The sequence below is a fragment of the Campylobacter sp. MIT 97-5078 genome (genome assembly GCF_006864455.1).
GTDB lineage: Bacteria > Campylobacterota > Campylobacteria > Campylobacterales > Campylobacteraceae > Campylobacter_D.
Genome location: NZ_QHLK01000009.1, coordinates 57,391 through 75,807, shown reverse-complemented (window position 1 = coordinate 75,807; position 18,417 = coordinate 57,391). Strand labels below are relative to the sequence as shown.

The window sequence follows — 18,417 nt, the reverse complement described above, 5'->3', positions numbered from 1 at the left end:
GGGGAAAGTAGCTTGTTGCGGACTTTGTTATTTTACTGCTTTTACTTACTTTTAAATTTTTATTTGTTTGAGTTATTTCTTATTTCTTTTTATATTTTTCTTTTTTTGAGTTTTGTATCATTGCTAAGCCAAGTTTATATGAAAGTGTGTTTTGAATTCTTTCCTTAGCTCCTTTTGGTTTAAAAATTTCTAATTTTTGAAGTTCTTTACTATCAATAAATTCTAAGTCTTTATTTGAAAAATATTTTTTGATTATGAGGTTTTGAAATTCATATTTGAATACTATATTTTAAAGCTTTTTGATATAATGTCCTTATGAAAACGATCGAAAAAAGTTGTAGTGCTCAAATTGAGATTAAAAAGTCTAAATTTATAGCCCATCTTTGCTCTTTTTTTGAATTTAAAAATTTGCTTGAAACGCTTAAAAAAGAGCACATCAAAGCTGTTCATTTTGTCTATGCGTATCGATTTTTAAATGAATTGGGCCAGATTGTCGAGGATAAAAGTGATGATAATGAGCCAAAAGGCACTTCGGGTTTGCCAAGTTTAAATACCTTAAGAGGAAGCGAGCTTGTGAATGTAGCAGTGATTGTTGTGCGCTATTTTGGCGGTGTAAAACTTGGCACAGGTGGGCTTGTGCGTGCTTATACTCAAGCAGTAAATGAAGCTATATCTGTAGCCAAGCTTGTGGAGTTTGAGCTTAAAAAAAGTAGTATTTTAAGCCTTGAGATTAAGTATTTTGATAAAGTAAGACATTTTTTGCTTAAAAATGCCTTTGAATTTCATCCAGAATTTCAAGATGATAAGGTGCGTATAAATTTGAATTTAAGTCAAAATCAGCAAAAAAGTTTGCAATTTTTCTTGCAAAATAATGCCCATTTGGAATTCAAAGATTTTGTGTGGCTTGTTTAGTTAAGATTAAGTAAAGCTTGAGAAGTAAATTATCTTGCATACCGCAGGTTTTATGAAGCATATGATAGAGAAAATCGATCATAAAAAAATACATTGCTCAAAATAATAAATACATACAAAAGTATATTTTTTTGTGTTTTTTTATTTTTTACATTTTTTTTGAATGGATTGCTTTGGCTTTTTTTAAAGCCTTACAATGAAAAGGTTTTGCTTTTTGCAAGTCATTGTTTGCAATCCACTCTATTTTTGCTCGGCATTACCCGCTTTTTTAAATCAAGAAAGCATAGAAAGTAAATCAGCAGTCAAATTTTGCTTTTGCTCGTCTTGTGCTTGATTGACTGGGTTTTGAGTCTTTAAAAACTCATTTTCGCTTTGCCTAAAACGAAAGCTTTGAAGTGTTGTATTAAAGCTATCGTTAAAACTCTGATCGCTTATGTTAAAGCTTGAAATATCAGTGTTTAGTTTTGATAAGTTGTTTTGCTCTTGCTCTGCGCCACTATTGATGAGCTGAGAAAACAGCCAAGCTGATTTGTCTTCAACTTGCTTATCAACTTTTTTATAAGTTCCGCTTAAGACATCAAATTCCATAGAACTTATGGTTTTGTAATTTGCTTGCATAGTCTTTTCTCCTTTCAAAATATGCTCTTAAAATAAGCAAAAATCGTTCCTAAAAGGAGAAAATTTAGATTTTTATAGCTTAATCTCCATGCTTAGGGTGATATTCAGCGTCAAGTTCTGAATTTTCGATAAATTCAAGCTTAGCCTTTTCACAGCGTTCATCTCTTAGCTTTCGATAAGCATTTCTTGTTTTTAATTCTTGCTCGCTTAGAGGGCGATCTTCTAAAAACGAGATATGAAAATAAGTATCATCGCTTTTTGAATGCGAAAGATAAAAATCCATATAGTCAAAATAATCCTTCGTGCTTTCGTAAAGCACGGTTTCTTCAATGTAGATTGTAGGTCCAAAGCCTTTGTGATTTTGGGTGTAGTGTCCAAAACCAGCTGCGTATTTGATTTTATAGGTATTCATCAAAATTCTCCTTGCAAATATTCCTCAAACGAGCCGCGAAAATCGATCAACTCGCCGTCTTTTAAGTGCCAAATGCGGTTTGCAAATGCACTGATAAGCTCTCTATCGTGGCTGATACAAAGCACCACACCTTTGAAATTAAACAAAGCCTCGCCCAAAGCGATGATCGCTTCAAGATCAAGGTGGTTATTAGGTTCGTCTAAGAGCAAGAAATTTGGGCGTTCAAGCATAAGTTTTGCAAGAGCTAGGCGGTGTTTTTCGCCTCCACTTAAGCTTGAGGCTAGTTTTTCTTGATCGCTACCACTAAAGAGCATTCTACCTAAACATTTGCGAATTTCATCAAAGTCCTTGAATTTCTCACTCATGAGCCATTCATAAAGTTTCAAATTTTCACAAATAACACTACTTGTATCTTGCGTAAAATACCCAAGTTCTATAGTTGCACCTAAATGAATGTCTCCACTATCAGCTTTAAGTTTTGAAGCGATGATTTTAGCTAAGGTGCTTTTGCCTACACCATTTGTGCCTATAAGAGCGATTTTATCATTTTTTTCTACCTTGAGATTTAAATCCTTAAAAAGAGTTTTATCATAGTTTTTTGAGATGTTTTTTAGCTCTAAAACTTCATTGCCTATCTCTCTTTGAGGGCGAAAAAGTATGCTTGGATCGCGACGCGTTGAGATTTGAATTTCTTCAAGTTCGATTTTTGCTAAAGCTTTTGCTCTACTTGTAGCTTGTTTTGCTTTGCTTGCATTTGCTGAAAAGCGTCTTATAAAGCTTTCAAGCTCTTCTTTTTGAGCTAGGGCTTTATCTCTTTTAAGTTCAGCTTGTTTAGCCAAAAGCGTAGAAGCCATATACCAATCATCATAGTTTCCAGCAAAATCTCTAATCTGTTTAAAATCCACATCTAAGATCCGCGTGCAAATTCGGTTTAAAAAATGCCTATCATGGCTAATAACCACAAGTGTGCCCTCGTGCTTTAAAAGCTCGTTTTCAAGCCAAGCTATAGTTTCAAAGTCAAGATTGTTTGTTGGTTCATCTAAAAATAGCACATCAGCACCCAAAAACAGCACTTGAGCTAATAAAACTTTAAATTTATCTGCATTTTGAAGGTTTGACATAGGATCGCTGAAATTCTTGATCTTCAAAGCACTTAAAATCTTTTCACAACGCGTTTCACAATCATAATTTGGATCTTCCTCAGCTGTGATGATTTCAAGCTCACTTAAACGCTCGTTGATCGCATCTGTAAAATCCTCACTCATATAAAGCTTTTCTTTTTCTTTAAAAGCCTTGAAAAGTCTATCATTGGCACACATTACCGCATCTTTTATGCTGTAGTTTTCAAAAGCAAATTGATCTTGTTTTAAAACACCCACGCGAAGCCCAGCATCAATGTCAATCTCACCACTGCTAGCCTCAAGCTCTTTTGAGAGGATTTTTAAAAAGGTAGATTTTCCAGCTCCATTTGCCCCTATAAGTCCATATCTTTCGCCTTTTTTAAGCGTAAGATTGACATTTTCAAATAAAAGCTGATTGGCAAAACGCATGCTTAAATTTCTAATCTCAACCATAAAAATTCCTGAATTTAAAAATAAAATGAGATTGTATCATATTATCTTAAAGTAAAGAAAATTATGAAAAATTAAAAGAATATTCACCTAAAAGCGAGTAAATATCAAAGAAAATGATAGTGTTTAAATTGCATTTAGTAAAATAAAAATATTTGAATGTGCTTTGAATTTATGTGAGTTTTTTACAAACTCATTTGTATTTTAGTTTAAAATGGCTATAATTTCGCATTATTTTCTTAATATCAAAGGTTTTTACTTGTCTTCACTTTTATTTTTAAACTCTTTAGCGATGTTGAGTTTTGTTTTTGAGTTTTTTGCTTTGTTTTTGAGTTTTTATTTTAAAAATTCGCGTATTTTTTTCGTCAGTCTTGCTTTACTTTGTATGCGATTTGTGTATGTGTATGCAAGCTTATATCAAGCACATTTGTTTGCTTGTTTATTCTTGCCTTTTGTATTTGTGCTTTTTGCACTTTTGCCAGCTTCAAATCTTGTGTTTGAAAAAAGAAATTTAAGTAAAATTGCTATCTTGATTTTTGTGTTGATTTTGGGTTTTTTTCTAAGCAAAAGCACAAATTTTAATGCAGCCTTAAGCACAAAGCTTTTTGAGAATCTTGATTTTGTTAGCGATATAGGTTTGGTATTTTTTCTTGTTTTGTTTATATTTTTTTTGATATGGTGTGTTTTAAAGGCTCAAATTTATCTGATCCTTGCTTTCGTGTTAAGTTTTGTGCAATTTTTATTTGGACTTGACGCCTATCCTTTTTTTGAATTTGCTTCGCTTTTTTTTGTGCTGTATATGTTTTATCATAGTTATAAAATAATGTATTTTGACCGTGTTACAAAGCTACCCAATCAAAAAAGCCTCAAACGCTATCTTATAGGGCTTGAAAATTATAAAATTTTCTTACTTCGTTTTAATGAGCTTGAAGCTATGCAAGAAAAATATGCCTTGATTTTACTCAAAGCTATAGCAAGATTATTAAGAAAGAATTTCAAAAATTATAAAATTTTTAGCCTTGATAAAGATTTTGTTTTTGTGGTAAATGATGAGCTTGTACTAAAGCAAATCGAGCTTTTTTTCTCACAAGTAAGTTTTAAACTTGAAAATGAAAAGGTGATTTTAAGCTTTGCACTTAAGAGTTTGAGTTCAAAAGTTTCATTTGAAAAGCTTTTAAGAGAGATAAAAGAGCTTTAAGCCCTAAAATTTAGAGCTTAAGTCTTAAAAACTTATTTTGCGTTCGCTTCTACTTCTATGTTAAGTTCAACCTCATCGCTTAAAAGCATAGTTGATGAGCTTGGAGCAAATTTAAAATCTGATCTTTTAATTACGCCATTAAGCGAAAAGCCAAGTTTTTCTTTGCCTTGAGCTTGAATAATGCCGCCTATATCAGTGTTTAAGGTGATATCTTTTGAAACACCGGCTATACTAAGTGTACCTGTCATTTTTTTGCTATTTTTGTCAAATTTTTTCATCACAAAAGTGATTTCAGGGTGAGTTTTTGCTTTGAAAAAATCATCTTGTTGTAAATGATCGTCTCTTGATTTGTTATCAGTATCTACTGAAGCAACTTTTATTTTTGCTTGAAGTTTTTTAAACTCGCCACTTTGAGCATCATAATCAACGAGCCCATCATAATCAGTGAAATGTCCACGCACATTTGAAATTTGCAAGTGTTTGATCTTAAAGCCCACATTAGTGTGCATTTTATCAAGCGTGTATTCTTTAGCAACTAGTGCTGAGCTAAACAACGAAGCTACAATGAGCGAAGAAAGAAGTAATTTTTTCATTGTCAATCCTTTTTGATAAAAATTTGTATTTGGAATTCTAAGCGATGAAAAATAATGATAAGTAAATGTTTGTTTTATTGTAATCTGCCTTTTAAAAACTCGGTAAAATCTGAAAATTTGGGTAAGTCAAGTGTAACTTTTTGCCTTTGAGGTTTGCCCCACATACACTCTGGAAAAAACTCATCTTCTTTAAAACGAGCCATAATATGAAAATGCACGCGCGGGACATAGTTTGCAAATGAAGCGATGTTGATTTTTTCGGGTTTATAAAAATCCCTTAAGGCTTTCTCACATTCTAAAATCAAAGCAAAAAGTTCATTTTGTATAGCTAAGGGACAATCACTTAGTTCCTTAAAAGGCTCTTTGGTAAAGATTTTTAGCCAAGGAATTTGTGAAAGCTCTTGTTCTATGTAAAAATTATTGCTTTCAAAAATCATTTTTCAATCTTTCTTTGATAAATTCAAGCTCAAGTGTAGCAAATTTTCGTTATAATATAGGCAAAATTTCATCAAAAAAGAGTAGGATATGCAAATTCAGTATTCGAATTTTTCATCAAGCATTTCTTATGATACGCCCAAAAATAAGACAGGAGAAAAGAATACTTTAGGCTTAAACAGCCAAAACTCCACAGAAGAAAAAGACGAAACAAAACAAAACAGCGAAAGCAACTCTTTAAATGTCAAGTTTGAACCTAGTCAAAAACCTTTAAATGAGAGTTTAAACACAAATTCTCAAGAAAACAAAGCTGATGGTTCAAATCGAACAACAAGCTTTAATCAAAACGAAAACACTTTAGCTACAAATTATCATTCAAATGACGAGCTTGATTTAAAGCAAAAATCAAGTTTAGATAATGTTAGTGAAACAAATTTAAACCAGCGTGCAAATTTAGCAGCCCTAGCATATCAAGAGCAAAATAAGGCTCAAGATCAAAGTAGTTTCAGCTTTGTAGCATAAGTTTTAGGCAAGATTTTTGCTCTATAATACAACAAAAAAAGGATAAAAATGAAAAATCTTATTATATTTTCGCACACTCATTTTGAAAACTCAAGGGTAAATAAAGCTTTGCTTAAAGCCGTGCAAGATAAGGCTGAAGTAAGAAATTTAGAAGCACTTTATGAAAAGGGCAAGAAGGAATTTAACATCAAGCTTGAGCAAGATTTTCTTGTGAAAGCCAAGCATATTATCTTTCAATTCCCACTTTTTTGGCTTAATTGTCCGCCATTACTTAAAAGTTATATGGATACGATCTTTTTGCCTGATTTGCTTGAAAGTAAGGCTTTGGTGGGAAAAGATTTTTCTTTAGTTGTCAGCACAGGAAGCCCTAAGCAAAATTATCAAAAAGATGGAGCAAATGGCTATACTATAGAAGAAATCACTTATAATTTCAGAGCAATGTGCCTTTATATAGGCTTTAATTTTAAAGGTATTTTTCATAGTGATGATAGCTTTGCTATGAGTGATGAAAAATTGAATGATTTTTGTAAAGCATATCAAAATTTTTTGGATTAGAACATGATAGAACTTAAAAAACCAGCAGAAATTGACAAGCTAAGAGCTGCAAATCAAATCGTAGCTCAAACCTTAGACTATCTTGAAAAAGAAATTCAAGTTGGTATGAGCTTAAAAGAGATCAGCGATATGGCAGAAAAATTCATACTCTCAAAGGGAGCAAAACCGAGTTTTAAGGGACTTTATGGCTTTGAAGGAGCTATTTGCACTTCTTTAAATCAAGTCTGTATTCATGGCACACCAGATGATACTAAGATCAAAGAAGGCGATATACTCGGGCTTGATGTAGGCACTTTTAAAGATGGCTTTTATGGCGATGCAGCTAGAACTATAGGCATAGGCAAAATTTCTGCTCAAGATGAAGCCTTAATCGCTTGTGCAAAAGACGCGCTGTATTATGCCATAGACATCATCAAAGAGGGTATGCGTTTTAAGGAACTTTCAGCGGCTATAGAAAGCTTTATTCACAAAAGAGGTTTTGTGCCTTTGCTAGGATACTGCGGACACGGCATAGGCTCAAAACCACACGGCGAGCCTGAAATTCCAAATTACACCCAAAAGGGCGAAAATATCAAAAGCGGAGCAAAAATCAAAAATTCAATGGTATTTTGCATAGAGCCTATGATCTGTCAAAAAGACGGCACTCCAGCACATCTTAAAGGTAAATGGGACGCAGCAAGTAAAGATGGCTTAAACACAGCTCATTATGAGCATTGTTTGGCTGTGATTAATGGCAGGGCTGAAATACTTTCTCAAGCTTGATTTTAAAAGCTTGAAAAGCTTTTTTCTGCTGTGCTTACAAGATGAAGCAATCCACATAAAATATACAATTAAATTCAAGGAATTTTAAACTTTATATCTTTTAGATTTTTGTGATACTTTTGAAATTTTATTTTTATGTTTTTTCCTCGTTTTGAATTTTTTTGCGTTTTAAAGCTTCTTTTTTTCGCTCTTCAAGCTTGATCGCATCATGTAAAGCTTCTTCGCTATCATTTAAGCTTGTAAATTTATACTCATCATCAAATTGTTTGTTTTTAATCCCCCATAAAAATGCAGTTAAAGCGATAAAAAAGACAAAAATCGACACTGCTATCATCATCATAATCACACCATTCATTTAAGCCCCTTTATACGCAAAGCATTAAGCACTACGACTATACTGCTTGCAGACATTGAAAGAGCAGCGATGAGTGGATTAATCAGTCCCAAAAAAGCTAGCGGTATAGTTAAAGCATTATAAAGCAAGGAAAAAGCAAGGTTTTGTTTGATGATAACAAAGGTTTTTTTAGAAAGCTTAAGAACGTTTTTAAGACTTGTTAAGTCATCATTTAGCATAATCACATCACTCGTTTCATTTGCCAGATCAGAGCCTTGTTTTAAGCTTATACCAACAGCTGCATTTTTTAAAGCTAAAGCATCATTTATACCATCGCCTACCATTAAAACTTTGTATTTTTTATTGAGTTCTTGCACGATTTGCATTTTTGTTTGTGGCAGGCAAGAGGCTTTAAAATCCTTTATATTAAGTTCTTCGGCTATTTTTGCTGCGGCTTTTTCATTGTCTCCAGTAAGCATCATTATAGGAATTTGATTTTCTCTTAAGTAATCAACCAGCTCCTTTGCTCCTTTTTTTAGCACACTTTTAAATTCAAAAAAAGCAAGAATTTCATCATTTTTTGCATAAATAAAATGTGAATTTTCAAAGTTATATGTCACTTCTAAGCCTTTTTCTTTTAAAAAATATGCATTTCCACCAAGTAAAAAATTTCCGTTCAAGCTCGCACTTAAGCCCTTTGCTCTAAGTTCTTTAAAATCGTTGAAATTTAAATTTTCATCTTTTGCCCCCTTTTTGAGCAAAAACTCAGCTAAACTTGCAGATACAGGGTGCTTTGAAAGGCTGATAAAGCTTAAAAGTTCATTTAAATTTAAGTTTTTGTTTTGCTCAAAACGCGAAACTTCAAGTTTTGCAGAGGTTAAAACCCCAGTTTTATCAAATACAACTTGATTGCATTTGCTAAGATCTTCAATTACACTTGAGTTTTTAAACAAAATTTTAAATTGTAAAGCCTTAAATAAAGCGATAATATTGCTAATAGGCGTTGCAAGAGCTAAGGCACAAGGACAAGCGATGATTAAAACTGAAATGCTCGTGATTAAGGCAAGTTCAAATGAGCTTTGAAGCACGAAAAACCACAGCATAAAACAAAGCAAAGCCAAAACAAGCATAATTCTTGAAAAATACATACCGATTTTTTCGCTTAGGCTTTGAATTTTTGGCTTTTTGTTTTGAGATAGTTCGAGCAAAGAGATGATTTGGCTGAGTTTTGAGTCTTTATAAAGCTTGCTAGCCTTGTATTCTAAGCTTCCGTCTATGACTATACAAGCTGAATAAAGCTCTTTGCCTTTATTGATAAAAATGGGTTCATTTTCCCCACTTAAACTCGAGCTATCTATGCTTGCTTCACCTTTTGTACAAATTCCATCAATGATGATTTTATCGCCTGTTTTAAGGCTAATAATATCGCCAATTTGCACCGCATAAGGATCTTTTGCTGTGAATTTTTCGCCGTCAAATACTAAAATTTCCGCTTTTAAAAACTCATTTAAGCCGTCCATTGTATCGTTTGCATTTTTTTTCATCAGCACTTCAAGGTATTTTCCCACAAAAACAAAGCAAATAATCATCGCTACTGAATCAAAATACACCTCCCCAGCCCTTGAAAACATCGCCCAAAGCGAATACACATACGCCAAGCTTGAACCGCTAATGACAAGCAAGTCCATAGTAATGATTTTATTTTTTAAAGCATAAAAAGCGGCTTGATAGAAGCTTGAGCCGGTGTAAAATAGCACTGGACTTGCCAAAACAAACTCAGCAAAATTTAAAATATCTTTTGTCTCTTCATCCATGCCACTAAAAAAGCCGGCGTATTTTGCTATACTTATCCACATGATATTCATTACGCAAGCTATGGCAACGATGAGTTTTGAGTAAAATTCCCTTTTTAAAGCTACAGCTTTTGATTCAGCTTTTAAAGGATCATATGCAATTGCTGTGTAGCCTATACTTTGAATGAGACTTAGAATTTGCTTTAAGCAGATTATATTTTCATCAAAAACTATGTATGCTTTATGCGTTAAGGGGCTGATTTGCACTTCGATAATACCTTCTTCGCTAATGAGAATTTTTTCATTGAGCCAAATACATGCTGCACAATGAATTTTTGAGATGATGAGATGAATTTCACTGAAGCCGTCTTTGTTCTGACGCACAAAACTATCATAATTGCTTATTTCTTCTAGCTTTGCTGGCTCAAGGCTTTGTGTGCCAAGTTTTTCATAAAAGCTTGTTAAGCCTTTATTTTCTAGTATCTCAAACACACTTTCACAACCCTTACAACAAAAAAAATGTCCGTTTTTTTCGAGCATTTGTGCTTTATTAAATTCAAGCCTGCAATGTGTGCATTTCATACTTTTTCTTTGTTTTATTACTTTCTTTTGCGAATTTAAAATTTTAATTGTAGCATATTTGCTTAAAAAAAGGCTTAGGTATAAAAAATGCAAATTTAGCTTTTTTTTAAGTAAAACTGCTTATAATTACAAATGAATTTAAGCTTAAACACGCAAAACAAACTACTTATCTAACTTACGAGGTTTTATGGAAAATAACAAAAAACAAAGAACCCACATTCCAGTGGAAGGGTATAAAATCGAAGATTTAAAGTTGCAAGACTTAGAAAGTCTCGTTAAAATCGCTAATGAACTCAGTATTGAAAATCCAAGAGAACTGCGTCGTCAAGAGCTTATCTTTGAGATACTTAAAGCTCAAACAAAAGCAGGTGGCTTTATACTTTTTACAGGGATTTTAGAAATTTCAAATGAAGGCTATGGCTTTTTGCGTGGAATGGACGCAAATTTAAGCGATAGTGTAAATGATGCTTATGTTTCAAACTCTCAAATTCGCAAATTTGCTTTAAGGGTAGGAGACATCGTCACAGGACAGGTTAGAGAGCCAAAGGAACAAGAAAAATACTATGCCTTGCTTAAAATTGAAGCCATTAATTATATGCCTTTGCAAGAAGCAAGAGAAAGACCACTTTTTGATAATCTTACTCCTATCTTTCCAACTGAAAAGATTAAACTTGAGTATGAAGCCACTAAGCTCACAGGACGTGTGCTTGATCTTTTTACGCCTATTGGCAAGGGACAAAGAGGGCTTATAGTAGCACCTCCTCGCACCGGTAAAACTGAACTGATGAAAGAGTTAGCTGCTGCCATAGCTAGAAATCACCCAGAAATGCAACTCATCGTGCTTTTAGTCGATGAGCGTCCAGAAGAAGTTACTGATATGCAACGTTGTGTTAAAGGAGAGGTGTTTAGCTCGACCTTTGATCTGCCAGCTTATAACCATGTACGTGTGGCTGAACTTGTCATAGAAAAAGCAAAAAGAATGGTAGAAATGGGACAAGATGTCATTATCTTGCTTGATAGTATAACAAGGCTTGCAAGGGCGTATAATACCGCTACGCCAAGTTCTGGCAAGGTTTTAAGCGGGGGCGTTGATGCCAATGCCTTGCATAAGCCAAAAAGATTCTTTGGAGCAGCAAGAAATATAGAAAATGGTGGCTCCTTAACCATAGTCGCAACAGCTTTAATTGATACAGGCTCAAGAATGGACGATGTGATCTTTGAAGAGTTTAAAGGCACAGGAAATAGCGAAATCGTGCTTGATCGCAATATTTCAGATCGCCGTATCTATCCAGCTATTAATATCATCAAATCAGGCACAAGAAAAGAAGAGCTTTTACAAAATCCGGGTGATTTACAAAAAATTTGGGCTATACGTTCAGCTATTTCTCAAATGGATGATGTAGAAGCTTTGAAATTTTTATACTCAAAAATGCTAAAAACCAAAGACAATGTTGAACTTTTATCCATTATGAACGAATAAGTTTAAAATTCAAAGAGAGTAACAATGCTTCAAGCCCTTGCTATTAAATACCGCCCTAAAACCTTTGATGAACTCATCGGACAAAGCACTATTAGCACAAGTTTAAAATACGCTTTAAATCACCAACGTTTAGCTCATGCTTATCTTTTTTCAGGGCTTCGTGGGAGTGGAAAAACTTCAAGCGCAAGGATTTTTTCACGTGCTTTGGTGTGCGAAAAAGGACCAAGTGCCACGCCTTGTGGGGAGTGTAAGCATTGCCTAGCAGCACTTGAGGGCAAGCATATAGATATTATCGAGATGGACGCAGCTTCTCATAGAGGCTTAGAAGATATTCAAGAGCTTATCGAGCAAACCAAATACGCTCCTTCTATGGCAAGATTTAAGATCTTCATTATTGATGAAGTGCATATGCTTACGCCTCAAGCTGCAAATGCTCTTTTAAAAACCCTTGAAGAACCACCTCGTTATGTTAAGTTTATACTGGCAACCACTGATCCTTTAAAGCTACCTGCTACCGTGCTTTCTCGCACTCAGCATTTTCGTTTTAAGCAAATTCCTCAAAGTGAGATTTTAAAACATTTAGAACATATCTTAAATTTAGAAGGCGTAAAATTTGAAAATGAAGCCTTAAAACTTGTCGCAAGAAGCGGGCAGGGTTCTTTAAGGGATACACTTACACTTTTAGATCAAGCCATTATCTTTTGTGAAAATGAGCTTACCAGCCTTAAAATCGCTGAAATGCTTGGCTTTTTAGACCCTCAAAAGGTAGGTGAGTTTTATGCGTTTATTTTACAAAAAAATAAAGAAAAGGTGCTTGAGTTTTTAAAAAGTTTGCAAGATTATGAAGCGAGCAATGTTATAGATGAGATGATTTTTTATCTTAAAGAAAGTTTTTTTGCTAAGAGCGAGGAATTTTCTTTGCTTATTTATGAACGTTTTTTTAGGATACTTTCAAGAGCAAAAACTATGCTTACTCACTGCGATGATGATGCTTTTGTGCTTTGTGTTATGGCTTTTATGCTTATGGAAGCAAGCTCTCTTAAAAATATTGATGAAGAAATTCAAAACTTAAGCAAGGCTCAAGTAGCACAAAATGAAGAAAAGCCTGTAAGTGTTCAAAAGATGAGCTTTAATGTGCTAAGCTCTCAAAGCATAAAAGAAAAGAAAAGCCCTTATGAATGCTTGCTTGAAGCAATTTATGATAGGGATTATACTCTAGGACAATGTTTTGAGCGTTCCACAGCCTTTATAAGCTTTGAAAACGGCATTTTAAGCATAAGTTCTCATGCTAAAGAAGAAGATAAAGGTATTTTAAATCGTGGCTTTAAACTCATTCAAGAGCTTGCCTTAAAGCTTTTAAATGCGAGTTTAAGTGTGCAAAAAGCTATGCAAATTGATGAGAGCAAGCTTCAAGATTTACAAAAACCCGTTTCAAACGAAAAAAAAAATATGAATGAAATACAAAAGGATTTAAAAGCTGAGTTTGCAAGCTTAAGACAAGGAGCAAGGACTTATGATCATCAAGCTGAAGCAAAAGCTGCACTTGATGAGTGTTTTGGCGAACCTACAAAAGAGTGATTAGATATCCTTTTTAAGCCGTAAAGAATTCATCACCACACACAAAGAAGAAAAGCACATAGCAAGAGCAGCGATATGAGGACTAAGACTAATACCTGGCACAAGCCCAGCAGCAAGGGGTATGCAAAGGGCGTTATAAATACAAGCCCAAAAAAGATTAAGCCTGATAATGCTAAAGGTTTTTTTAGAAAGCTTTAAAGCATAATCAATCCCTATCAAATCATCTTTTATCAAGATAAAATCCCCATTTTCTTTAGCCAAATTTGAGCCAGCATTTAAAGCAAAGCTCACAGTTGCAAGCCTTAAGCTCGCTGCATCATTGACTCCATCTCCCACAAAAAAAGCATCACGCCTTTTTTTAATAAACTCAAGCTTATCTTCAGGCTTTAAATTCGCATAATATTCTTTAATATCAAGTTTTTGAGCTACACTTTTTACGCTTTTTTCATTATCCCCACTTAAAATAAGGCTTTTTATACCCAAAGCCTTCAGTGAAGCAATGAGTGTATATGCTTCTTTTCGTAACTCATTTTGCAAGCATACGCACCCAAGACAAGTTTTATTTTTAGCAAAATACACTACAATAGGAGCAAATTTAGCATTTTCAAGCACGAAATTGTGCTGTTCTTGAGAAATCATCACGCCTTTTTCTTTTAAAAAAGTCTCATTTCCAGCTAAAAATACATCCTTTTCATCTGTATATAAAAGCCCACGAGCAGTGAAAAACTCAAGTTTGTCTTTATTGATATGTGTAACTTGAGCTTCATCGTTTGATTTTATCGCATTGGCTATAGGATGAGTGCTAAAATATTCAAGTTTGCTGAGTAATTCAAAGTTTTCTTTGCTTAAATTATGTGCATAAATGCTTAGTTTTTCCTCACTTAAAGTGCCTGTTTTATCAAAAATCCCCTCTTTTATCTTTCGCAAAAGCTCTATAGCACTAGGATTTTTGATAAGGATATGATGTTTTGAAGCATTATGTATAGCCAAAACTAAAGCAATTGGTGTTGCAAGCCCTAAAGCACAAGGGCAAGAGACAAGCAAAAGCGCACTTGAATGCAAAAAAGCTTCATTTAAACCAGCTATAAACCACCAAGCTATAAAAGTGATAAGAGCAAGTATTAAAATCGTTCCCACAAAATACGCTGAAAGCTTATCAACAAGCAAGGTTATAGGCATTTTGGCATTGCTTGCTTGAAAGATGAGATTTTTAATATGCTCAAGATTGCTATCCATAGCCTTTTTACTCGCCCTTATACGCAACAAACCACTTACTACTAGCCCACCAGCCTCTACACTATCTCCTTTTTGTTTGAGTAAGGGCATAAACTCTCCGCTTATCACACTCATATCCACTTCAGCCTTACCCTCAAGCACCACACCATCAACGCTAATGCTCTCACCTTCTTTAACAAGCACCTCATCATTTACTTGTAAAAACGAAGGATTTACAAGAGTAAAAGAGCCATCTTTTTGCACTAATCTCGCAGTTTTTACCTCAAAATTTTCAAGCCCTTTTTGAGTGCTATTTGCCTTAAATTTAGCATTTTCTTCTAAGAATTTGCCTAAAAGCACAAAACTTATAATCATACTTGCTTCAGCAAAATATAAATGTGTTTCAAAAATACCCAAAAAAGCTAAAAATGAGTAAATCACAGCACTCAAAGAACCCAAACTCACAAGGGTATTCATATCAAGAGCTAGATTTTTTAAACCCTTAAACGCATGCACAAAAAATCCGCGTCCGCAATAAAACACCCCAAAAAGTCCCAAAATCATCTGCAAAAGCTCGCTTAAAATCCCATGAAAACTCATCATTAAAAGCATAGCCAAAGCGCTTATTATCACACTTAAGATGAGGTTGAATTTAAGCTTTTGGAGCTCTTTGAGTTTAAACTCATATATATCCTCATCATTTTGTAACACTTCATAGCCTAAATCTTTGATTTTTTGCTGAATTTTTGCCCTTGCTTCCTTGCTTGAAAGTAAAAAAATCCCACTTGCGTTAAGATATGAAACACTTACCTTTTCAACACCTTGTATTTTAGAACATATACGCTCAATCGCATTTGAGCAGTTTGTGCAAGTCATTTTGCCAATTTTTAAATGTAATTCTTGCATAAAGTTTAAAGCTCTTTTAAAATGTTAAAATTAAGCTCTTTAAGGGCTTGTTTAAATTCTGCCAGTCTTTCATCGCTTAAGTTTATACTTAAAGTTTTTGGCTCTGTGTTAAGATTGATTTCTATACTGCCAAATTCATCTTCAAGGGCGTTTTTGATTAAATTTACACAATTTTGACATTTAACATTAGCAACTTGAAATGTTTTCATAAATTTTCCTTTGGTATAAAGTTGATGAATTTTATCCTTTTTAAGATAAAAAAAAGCTTAATTAAATATTTAAAAGCACGACAGCTAAGATAATGCAAGCTATATCTAGCGGGCTAAAATTTGTCAAGCTTAGAACAATAAAAGAATAAAAGATTAAGTAAAATTGAGTTATAATTTTTAGATAAATTTGCAAGGTAGAAAATGAATTACAAGTTAGAATTTTACTCAAGATTAGAAAGCTCTTATCTTGGCTCAAAAATCAAAGATATAAAAGATAAAAGCGGCTTTACAAATTTGCTTGAAATTAAGGCAAAGTATTTTAAACATTTAAAATCAAAACTAGAAAATTTCATAGGTGCAGACACTTATGAAAACCAAGATATTTACAACAAGCTTTATACCTTTTTTGATACTTATCTTAATGAAACAGGCACGCCATTTTTTAATGACACTCCTATTTATAAAAATATTTACGCTAGAGTTTATAGCAATTCTAGCGATACAAGCTTATTTTATAAAACTCAAGATTTGTATTATGTCAAGTCTGATACATTGTATAAGGATATGGTGTTTGAGGGCGAAAATTATATACTTAGCTTTGATGCAAGCGAGTTTAAACAAAATGCTGATAATACAAAAAATAAGATATTTTTTAAAATAAAGAGTATTGAACAAGAGGAGCAGGATTTACAAATAAAGATAAAAGTAAGCAATCAAAAAGAACTTTTTGAGGATCTTAGCAATGTTTTCAAGCAAAACTCAAGTGAATTTAGCGAGGATTTTTTAAAGGCAATTAAGCCCTATAAACTTGATGAAGAAGCTTTAAAAAAGGACTTTTCAAGCTATAAAAGGCAAAATGAAGTGGATTTTTTTATCCATAAAAATGCACGTGAGTTTTTAAACGAGCAGTTTGATTTGTGGCTTTTTTCTTACTTACATAAAGATGATAAATTAAGCGATTTTACACAAGAGACCCTAGCAAAAATTACAAAAATCAAAGACGCGGCAAGATTGACTATAGACTTAATCGCTGATTTTGAAGATGAGCTAAAAAGTATATTATTAAAACCTAAATTTGCTAAAAAAGTAGAGTATGTTTTGAGTATTGATATTATCAAGAAAGCAAAATCTCAAAATTCTCTTATAGATTCTATTTTCAGCGACAAAGGCTTTGAATCTCAAATCAAAGAATGGCAAGAACTCAGTCTCATTGACGAAAGCTTTAAAAAAGAAGACTTTATAACAAATGACAAATACCGCTATTTATCCATTGATACAAAGCATTTGAGTAAAGAGACAAAATATAAGATTTTAAATGCCTTTGAAGATTTAGAATCTATCCTTAATGGTGAGCTTATAAAGGCTGATAATTTTCAAGCTCTTAATACTCTAATGCCAAAATATCAAGGCAAGGTAGATTTAATTTATATTGATCCGCCATTTAACACAGGAAGCGACTTTGAGTATAAAGATAAATTTCAAGATAGCACTTGGCTTTCTTTAATGGAAAATCGTTTAGAGTTAGCAAGGAAATTGCTGAATCCAAATGGTTCTTTTTGGTTGCAATTAGATTTTAATGCTGATAGTAAAGGGCGATTGTTGCTTGATAATATATTTGGGGACGATTCTTTTGTTAATGAAATTTTTTGGAAAAGAAGACAAGGATTAGTAAATCAAAGTGCTTCATTCGGGGCAAATATTGATGTAATCTTTTATTATGTTAAAAATCCAGAAAATTATATTTTTAATCCACAATATACAAAATATAATACAGATGAATATATTAAAGAACGATATATCTACAAGGATTCTGACGGAAGAATCTATAAATTAGGAGATTTAGGAAGTCCAAGTTATAGCCCTACATTGATTTATGAATACAAAGGGTATAAACCACCAAAAAAGGGTTGGGCTTTGTCTTTGGAAACGATGAAAAAATTTGATTCTGAAGGCAGAATTTGGTTTCCAGATGATAAAAGTAAAAGACTCATGAGAAAACAATATCTTGATGAATGGAAAGGAAAATATGTTCAATGTTTATGGGATGATATATTCCCGATAAATTCACAAGCTATGGAAAAAATTGATGGGCAATTTACTCAAAAACCCGAAGCACTACTTCAAAGGATTATTAAAGCAAGTAGCAATGAAAATTCTACCATTTTAGATTTTTTTGCAGGAAGTGGCACAACCTTAGCAGTAGCACAAAAACTCGGGCGTAAATGGCTAGGTGTTGAAATGGGAGAGCATTTTTATAATGTCATCATTCCTCGCCTTAAGAAAGTCATTGCAGGATTTGCAAGCGGGATTAGCAAAGAATGCAATTATCAAGGTGGCGGAGCATTTCGCTACTATGAATTAGAATCCTATGAAGAGGCTTTGGCAAATTGTGAATATGTGTTAGATTGCAAAGAAGCAAAAAAGGCAGAGAATAAAAACAACTATAAAGGCAAAGACTATGCAAAAGCCAAAGCAATACTTGACTACCGCAAATCCCGCAAACTCATTGATAGGCTACATAAGGGTGAGATTGTGAGCCTAGATATGAGCACAGAGTATAGAGAGGGCTTTGATATTTTTCACACTATGGCAAATCTTATGTGTTGGAAAATCAAAAGATTATTTTTAGATTCCAAAGGTATAGAATCCTGTGAGTTTGACAATGGCGAGATTCTAAGCCTAGATTCGCTAGACTTAGCCAAATATCCAAAACTTAAGAATCTAATATGGTGGGAGTAGGAA

Annotated in this window: 17 protein-coding genes; 8 read left to right on the top strand and 9 right to left on the bottom strand. The window is 33.4% G+C overall.

From position 1 onward, the window contains the following. The first annotated feature begins 315 nt into the window (after positions 1-315). Positions 316-912 carry an IMPACT family protein gene (locus DMB91_RS06050; RefSeq protein ID WP_034903147.1) on the top strand — a complete coding sequence of 199 codons (597 nt, stop codon included), beginning with the start codon at positions 316-318 and terminating at the stop codon, positions 910-912. Positions 913-1,185: 273 nt separating this feature from the next. Here DMB91_RS06050 and DMB91_RS06045 read toward each other — a convergent pair whose 3' ends face one another. The 3 genes from DMB91_RS06045 to DMB91_RS06035 form a co-directional block, all read right to left on the bottom strand. Beyond that, positions 1,186-1,530, bottom strand: a complete 345-nt coding sequence (locus DMB91_RS06045; RefSeq protein ID WP_034903152.1) for a hypothetical protein — start codon at positions 1,528-1,530, stop codon at positions 1,186-1,188. A 79-nt stretch (positions 1,531-1,609) separates the two neighbouring features. Beyond that, positions 1,610-1,942: a hypothetical protein gene (locus DMB91_RS06040; protein WP_034903155.1), complete on the bottom strand. Its 333-nt coding sequence runs from the start codon at positions 1,940-1,942 to the stop codon at positions 1,610-1,612. Continuing rightward, a complete protein-coding gene (locus DMB91_RS06035) occupies positions 1,942-3,516 on the bottom strand; it encodes an ABC-F family ATP-binding cassette domain-containing protein (RefSeq protein ID WP_034903162.1) in 1,575 nt (524 codons plus the stop codon). Before DMB91_RS06035 ends, DMB91_RS06040 begins: the two co-directional genes overlap by 1 nt. Positions 3,517-3,772: 256 nt before the next feature. Between DMB91_RS06035 and DMB91_RS06030 the strand changes: the two genes are divergently transcribed. Next, the gene (locus DMB91_RS06030) at positions 3,773-4,711 is read left to right on the top strand and encodes a hypothetical protein (protein WP_052043155.1); all 939 of its coding nucleotides are present in this window, start codon (positions 3,773-3,775) and stop codon (positions 4,709-4,711) included. Positions 4,712-4,743: 32 nt separating this feature from the next. Here DMB91_RS06030 and DMB91_RS06025 read toward each other — a convergent pair whose 3' ends face one another. Beyond that, a complete protein-coding gene (locus DMB91_RS06025; RefSeq protein ID WP_034903165.1) occupies positions 4,744-5,304 on the bottom strand; it encodes a YceI family protein in 561 nt (186 codons plus the stop codon). Positions 5,305-5,378: 74 nt separating this feature from the next. Then, positions 5,379-5,741: an HIT family protein gene (locus DMB91_RS06020; protein ID WP_034903168.1), complete on the bottom strand. Its 363-nt coding sequence runs from the start codon at positions 5,739-5,741 to the stop codon at positions 5,379-5,381. A gap of 88 nt (positions 5,742-5,829) precedes the next feature. Between DMB91_RS06020 and DMB91_RS06015 the strand changes: the two genes are divergently transcribed. Genes DMB91_RS06015 through map form a run of 3 tightly spaced genes read left to right on the top strand, consistent with a single transcriptional unit; the run spans position 5,830 to position 7,578 of the window. Next, positions 5,830-6,261, top strand: a complete 432-nt coding sequence (locus tag DMB91_RS06015) for a hypothetical protein (RefSeq protein ID WP_034903170.1) — start codon at positions 5,830-5,832, stop codon at positions 6,259-6,261. Positions 6,262-6,309: 48 nt separating this feature from the next. Then, the gene (locus DMB91_RS06010) at positions 6,310-6,816 is read left to right on the top strand and encodes an NAD(P)H-dependent oxidoreductase (protein WP_052043156.1); all 507 of its coding nucleotides are present in this window, start codon (positions 6,310-6,312) and stop codon (positions 6,814-6,816) included. Between the two features lie 3 nt (positions 6,817-6,819). Further along, the gene (map, locus tag DMB91_RS06005; protein ID WP_034903172.1) at positions 6,820-7,578 is read left to right on the top strand and encodes a type I methionyl aminopeptidase; all 759 of its coding nucleotides are present in this window, start codon (positions 6,820-6,822) and stop codon (positions 7,576-7,578) included. 133 nt (positions 7,579-7,711) lie between these two features. Here the strand turns inward: map and ccoS are convergent, their stop codons facing one another. Together ccoS and DMB91_RS05995 are read right to left on the bottom strand one after the other, a co-directional pair. Beyond that, positions 7,712-7,933, bottom strand: coding sequence for a cbb3-type cytochrome oxidase assembly protein CcoS (ccoS, locus tag DMB91_RS06000; protein WP_034903174.1), 222 nt, complete (start codon positions 7,931-7,933; stop codon positions 7,712-7,714). Continuing rightward, the gene (locus DMB91_RS05995) at positions 7,930-10,287 is read right to left on the bottom strand and encodes a heavy metal translocating P-type ATPase (RefSeq protein ID WP_034903514.1); all 2,358 of its coding nucleotides are present in this window, start codon (positions 10,285-10,287) and stop codon (positions 7,930-7,932) included. The genes ccoS and DMB91_RS05995 overlap by 4 nt, the downstream gene beginning before the upstream one ends. A 187-nt stretch (positions 10,288-10,474) precedes the next feature. On the opposite strand from DMB91_RS05995, the gene rho reads away from it, so the two are divergent. Together rho and DMB91_RS05985 are read left to right on the top strand one after the other, a co-directional pair. Continuing rightward, complete coding sequence (gene rho, locus DMB91_RS05990) at positions 10,475-11,767, top strand: transcription termination factor Rho (protein ID WP_034903178.1); 1,293 nt, start codon at positions 10,475-10,477, stop codon at positions 11,765-11,767. Positions 11,768-11,791: 24 nt separating this feature from the next. Next, positions 11,792-13,345 (top strand): DNA polymerase III subunit gamma/tau, encoded by a 1,554-nt coding sequence (locus DMB91_RS05985; protein WP_034903182.1) that lies wholly within the window; start codon positions 11,792-11,794, stop codon positions 13,343-13,345. On the opposite strand, the gene DMB91_RS05980 is transcribed toward DMB91_RS05985, so the two are convergent. Together DMB91_RS05980 and DMB91_RS05975 are read right to left on the bottom strand one after the other, a co-directional pair. Next, complete coding sequence (locus DMB91_RS05980; RefSeq protein WP_034903185.1) at positions 13,346-15,466, bottom strand: heavy metal translocating P-type ATPase; 2,121 nt, start codon at positions 15,464-15,466, stop codon at positions 13,346-13,348. Positions 15,467-15,471: 5 nt separating this feature from the next. After that, on the bottom strand, positions 15,472-15,675 hold the full coding sequence (locus DMB91_RS05975; protein WP_034903188.1) for a heavy-metal-associated domain-containing protein: 204 nt from the start codon (positions 15,673-15,675) through the stop codon (positions 15,472-15,474). 201 nt (positions 15,676-15,876) lie between these two features. On the opposite strand from DMB91_RS05975, the gene DMB91_RS05970 reads away from it, so the two are divergent. Beyond that, the gene (locus tag DMB91_RS05970) at positions 15,877-18,414 is read left to right on the top strand and encodes a site-specific DNA-methyltransferase (RefSeq protein ID WP_034903191.1); all 2,538 of its coding nucleotides are present in this window, start codon (positions 15,877-15,879) and stop codon (positions 18,412-18,414) included. Positions 18,415-18,417: the final 3 nt, after the last annotated feature.

Coding starts and splice junctions, on each gene's coding strand:
- DMB91_RS05975 (WP_034903188.1), bottom strand. CDS start 15,675: ATGAAAACATTTCAAGTTGCTAATGTTAAATGTCAAAATTGTGTAAAT.
- DMB91_RS06040 (WP_034903155.1), bottom strand. CDS start 1,942: ATGAATACCTATAAAATCAAATACGCAGCTGGTTTTGGACACTACACC.
- DMB91_RS06035 (WP_034903162.1), bottom strand. CDS start 3,516: ATGGTTGAGATTAGAAATTTAAGCATGCGTTTTGCCAATCAGCTTTTA.
- map (WP_034903172.1), top strand. CDS start 6,820: ATGATAGAACTTAAAAAACCAGCAGAAATTGACAAGCTAAGAGCTGCA.
- rho (WP_034903178.1), top strand. CDS start 10,475: ATGGAAAATAACAAAAAACAAAGAACCCACATTCCAGTGGAAGGGTAT.
- DMB91_RS05970 (WP_034903191.1), top strand. CDS start 15,877: ATGAATTACAAGTTAGAATTTTACTCAAGATTAGAAAGCTCTTATCTT.
- DMB91_RS05980 (WP_034903185.1), bottom strand. CDS start 15,466: ATGCAAGAATTACATTTAAAAATTGGCAAAATGACTTGCACAAACTGC.
- DMB91_RS05985 (WP_034903182.1), top strand. CDS start 11,792: ATGCTTCAAGCCCTTGCTATTAAATACCGCCCTAAAACCTTTGATGAA.
- DMB91_RS05995 (WP_034903514.1), bottom strand. CDS start 10,287: ATGAAATGCACACATTGCAGGCTTGAATTTAATAAAGCACAAATGCTC.
- DMB91_RS06020 (WP_034903168.1), bottom strand. CDS start 5,741: ATGATTTTTGAAAGCAATAATTTTTACATAGAACAAGAGCTTTCACAA.
- DMB91_RS06050 (WP_034903147.1), top strand. CDS start 316: ATGAAAACGATCGAAAAAAGTTGTAGTGCTCAAATTGAGATTAAAAAG.
- DMB91_RS06045 (WP_034903152.1), bottom strand. CDS start 1,530: ATGCAAGCAAATTACAAAACCATAAGTTCTATGGAATTTGATGTCTTA.
- DMB91_RS06015 (WP_034903170.1), top strand. CDS start 5,830: ATGCAAATTCAGTATTCGAATTTTTCATCAAGCATTTCTTATGATACG.
- DMB91_RS06025 (WP_034903165.1), bottom strand. CDS start 5,304: ATGAAAAAATTACTTCTTTCTTCGCTCATTGTAGCTTCGTTGTTTAGC.
- DMB91_RS06010 (WP_052043156.1), top strand. CDS start 6,310: ATGAAAAATCTTATTATATTTTCGCACACTCATTTTGAAAACTCAAGG.
- ccoS (WP_034903174.1), bottom strand. CDS start 7,933: ATGAATGGTGTGATTATGATGATGATAGCAGTGTCGATTTTTGTCTTT.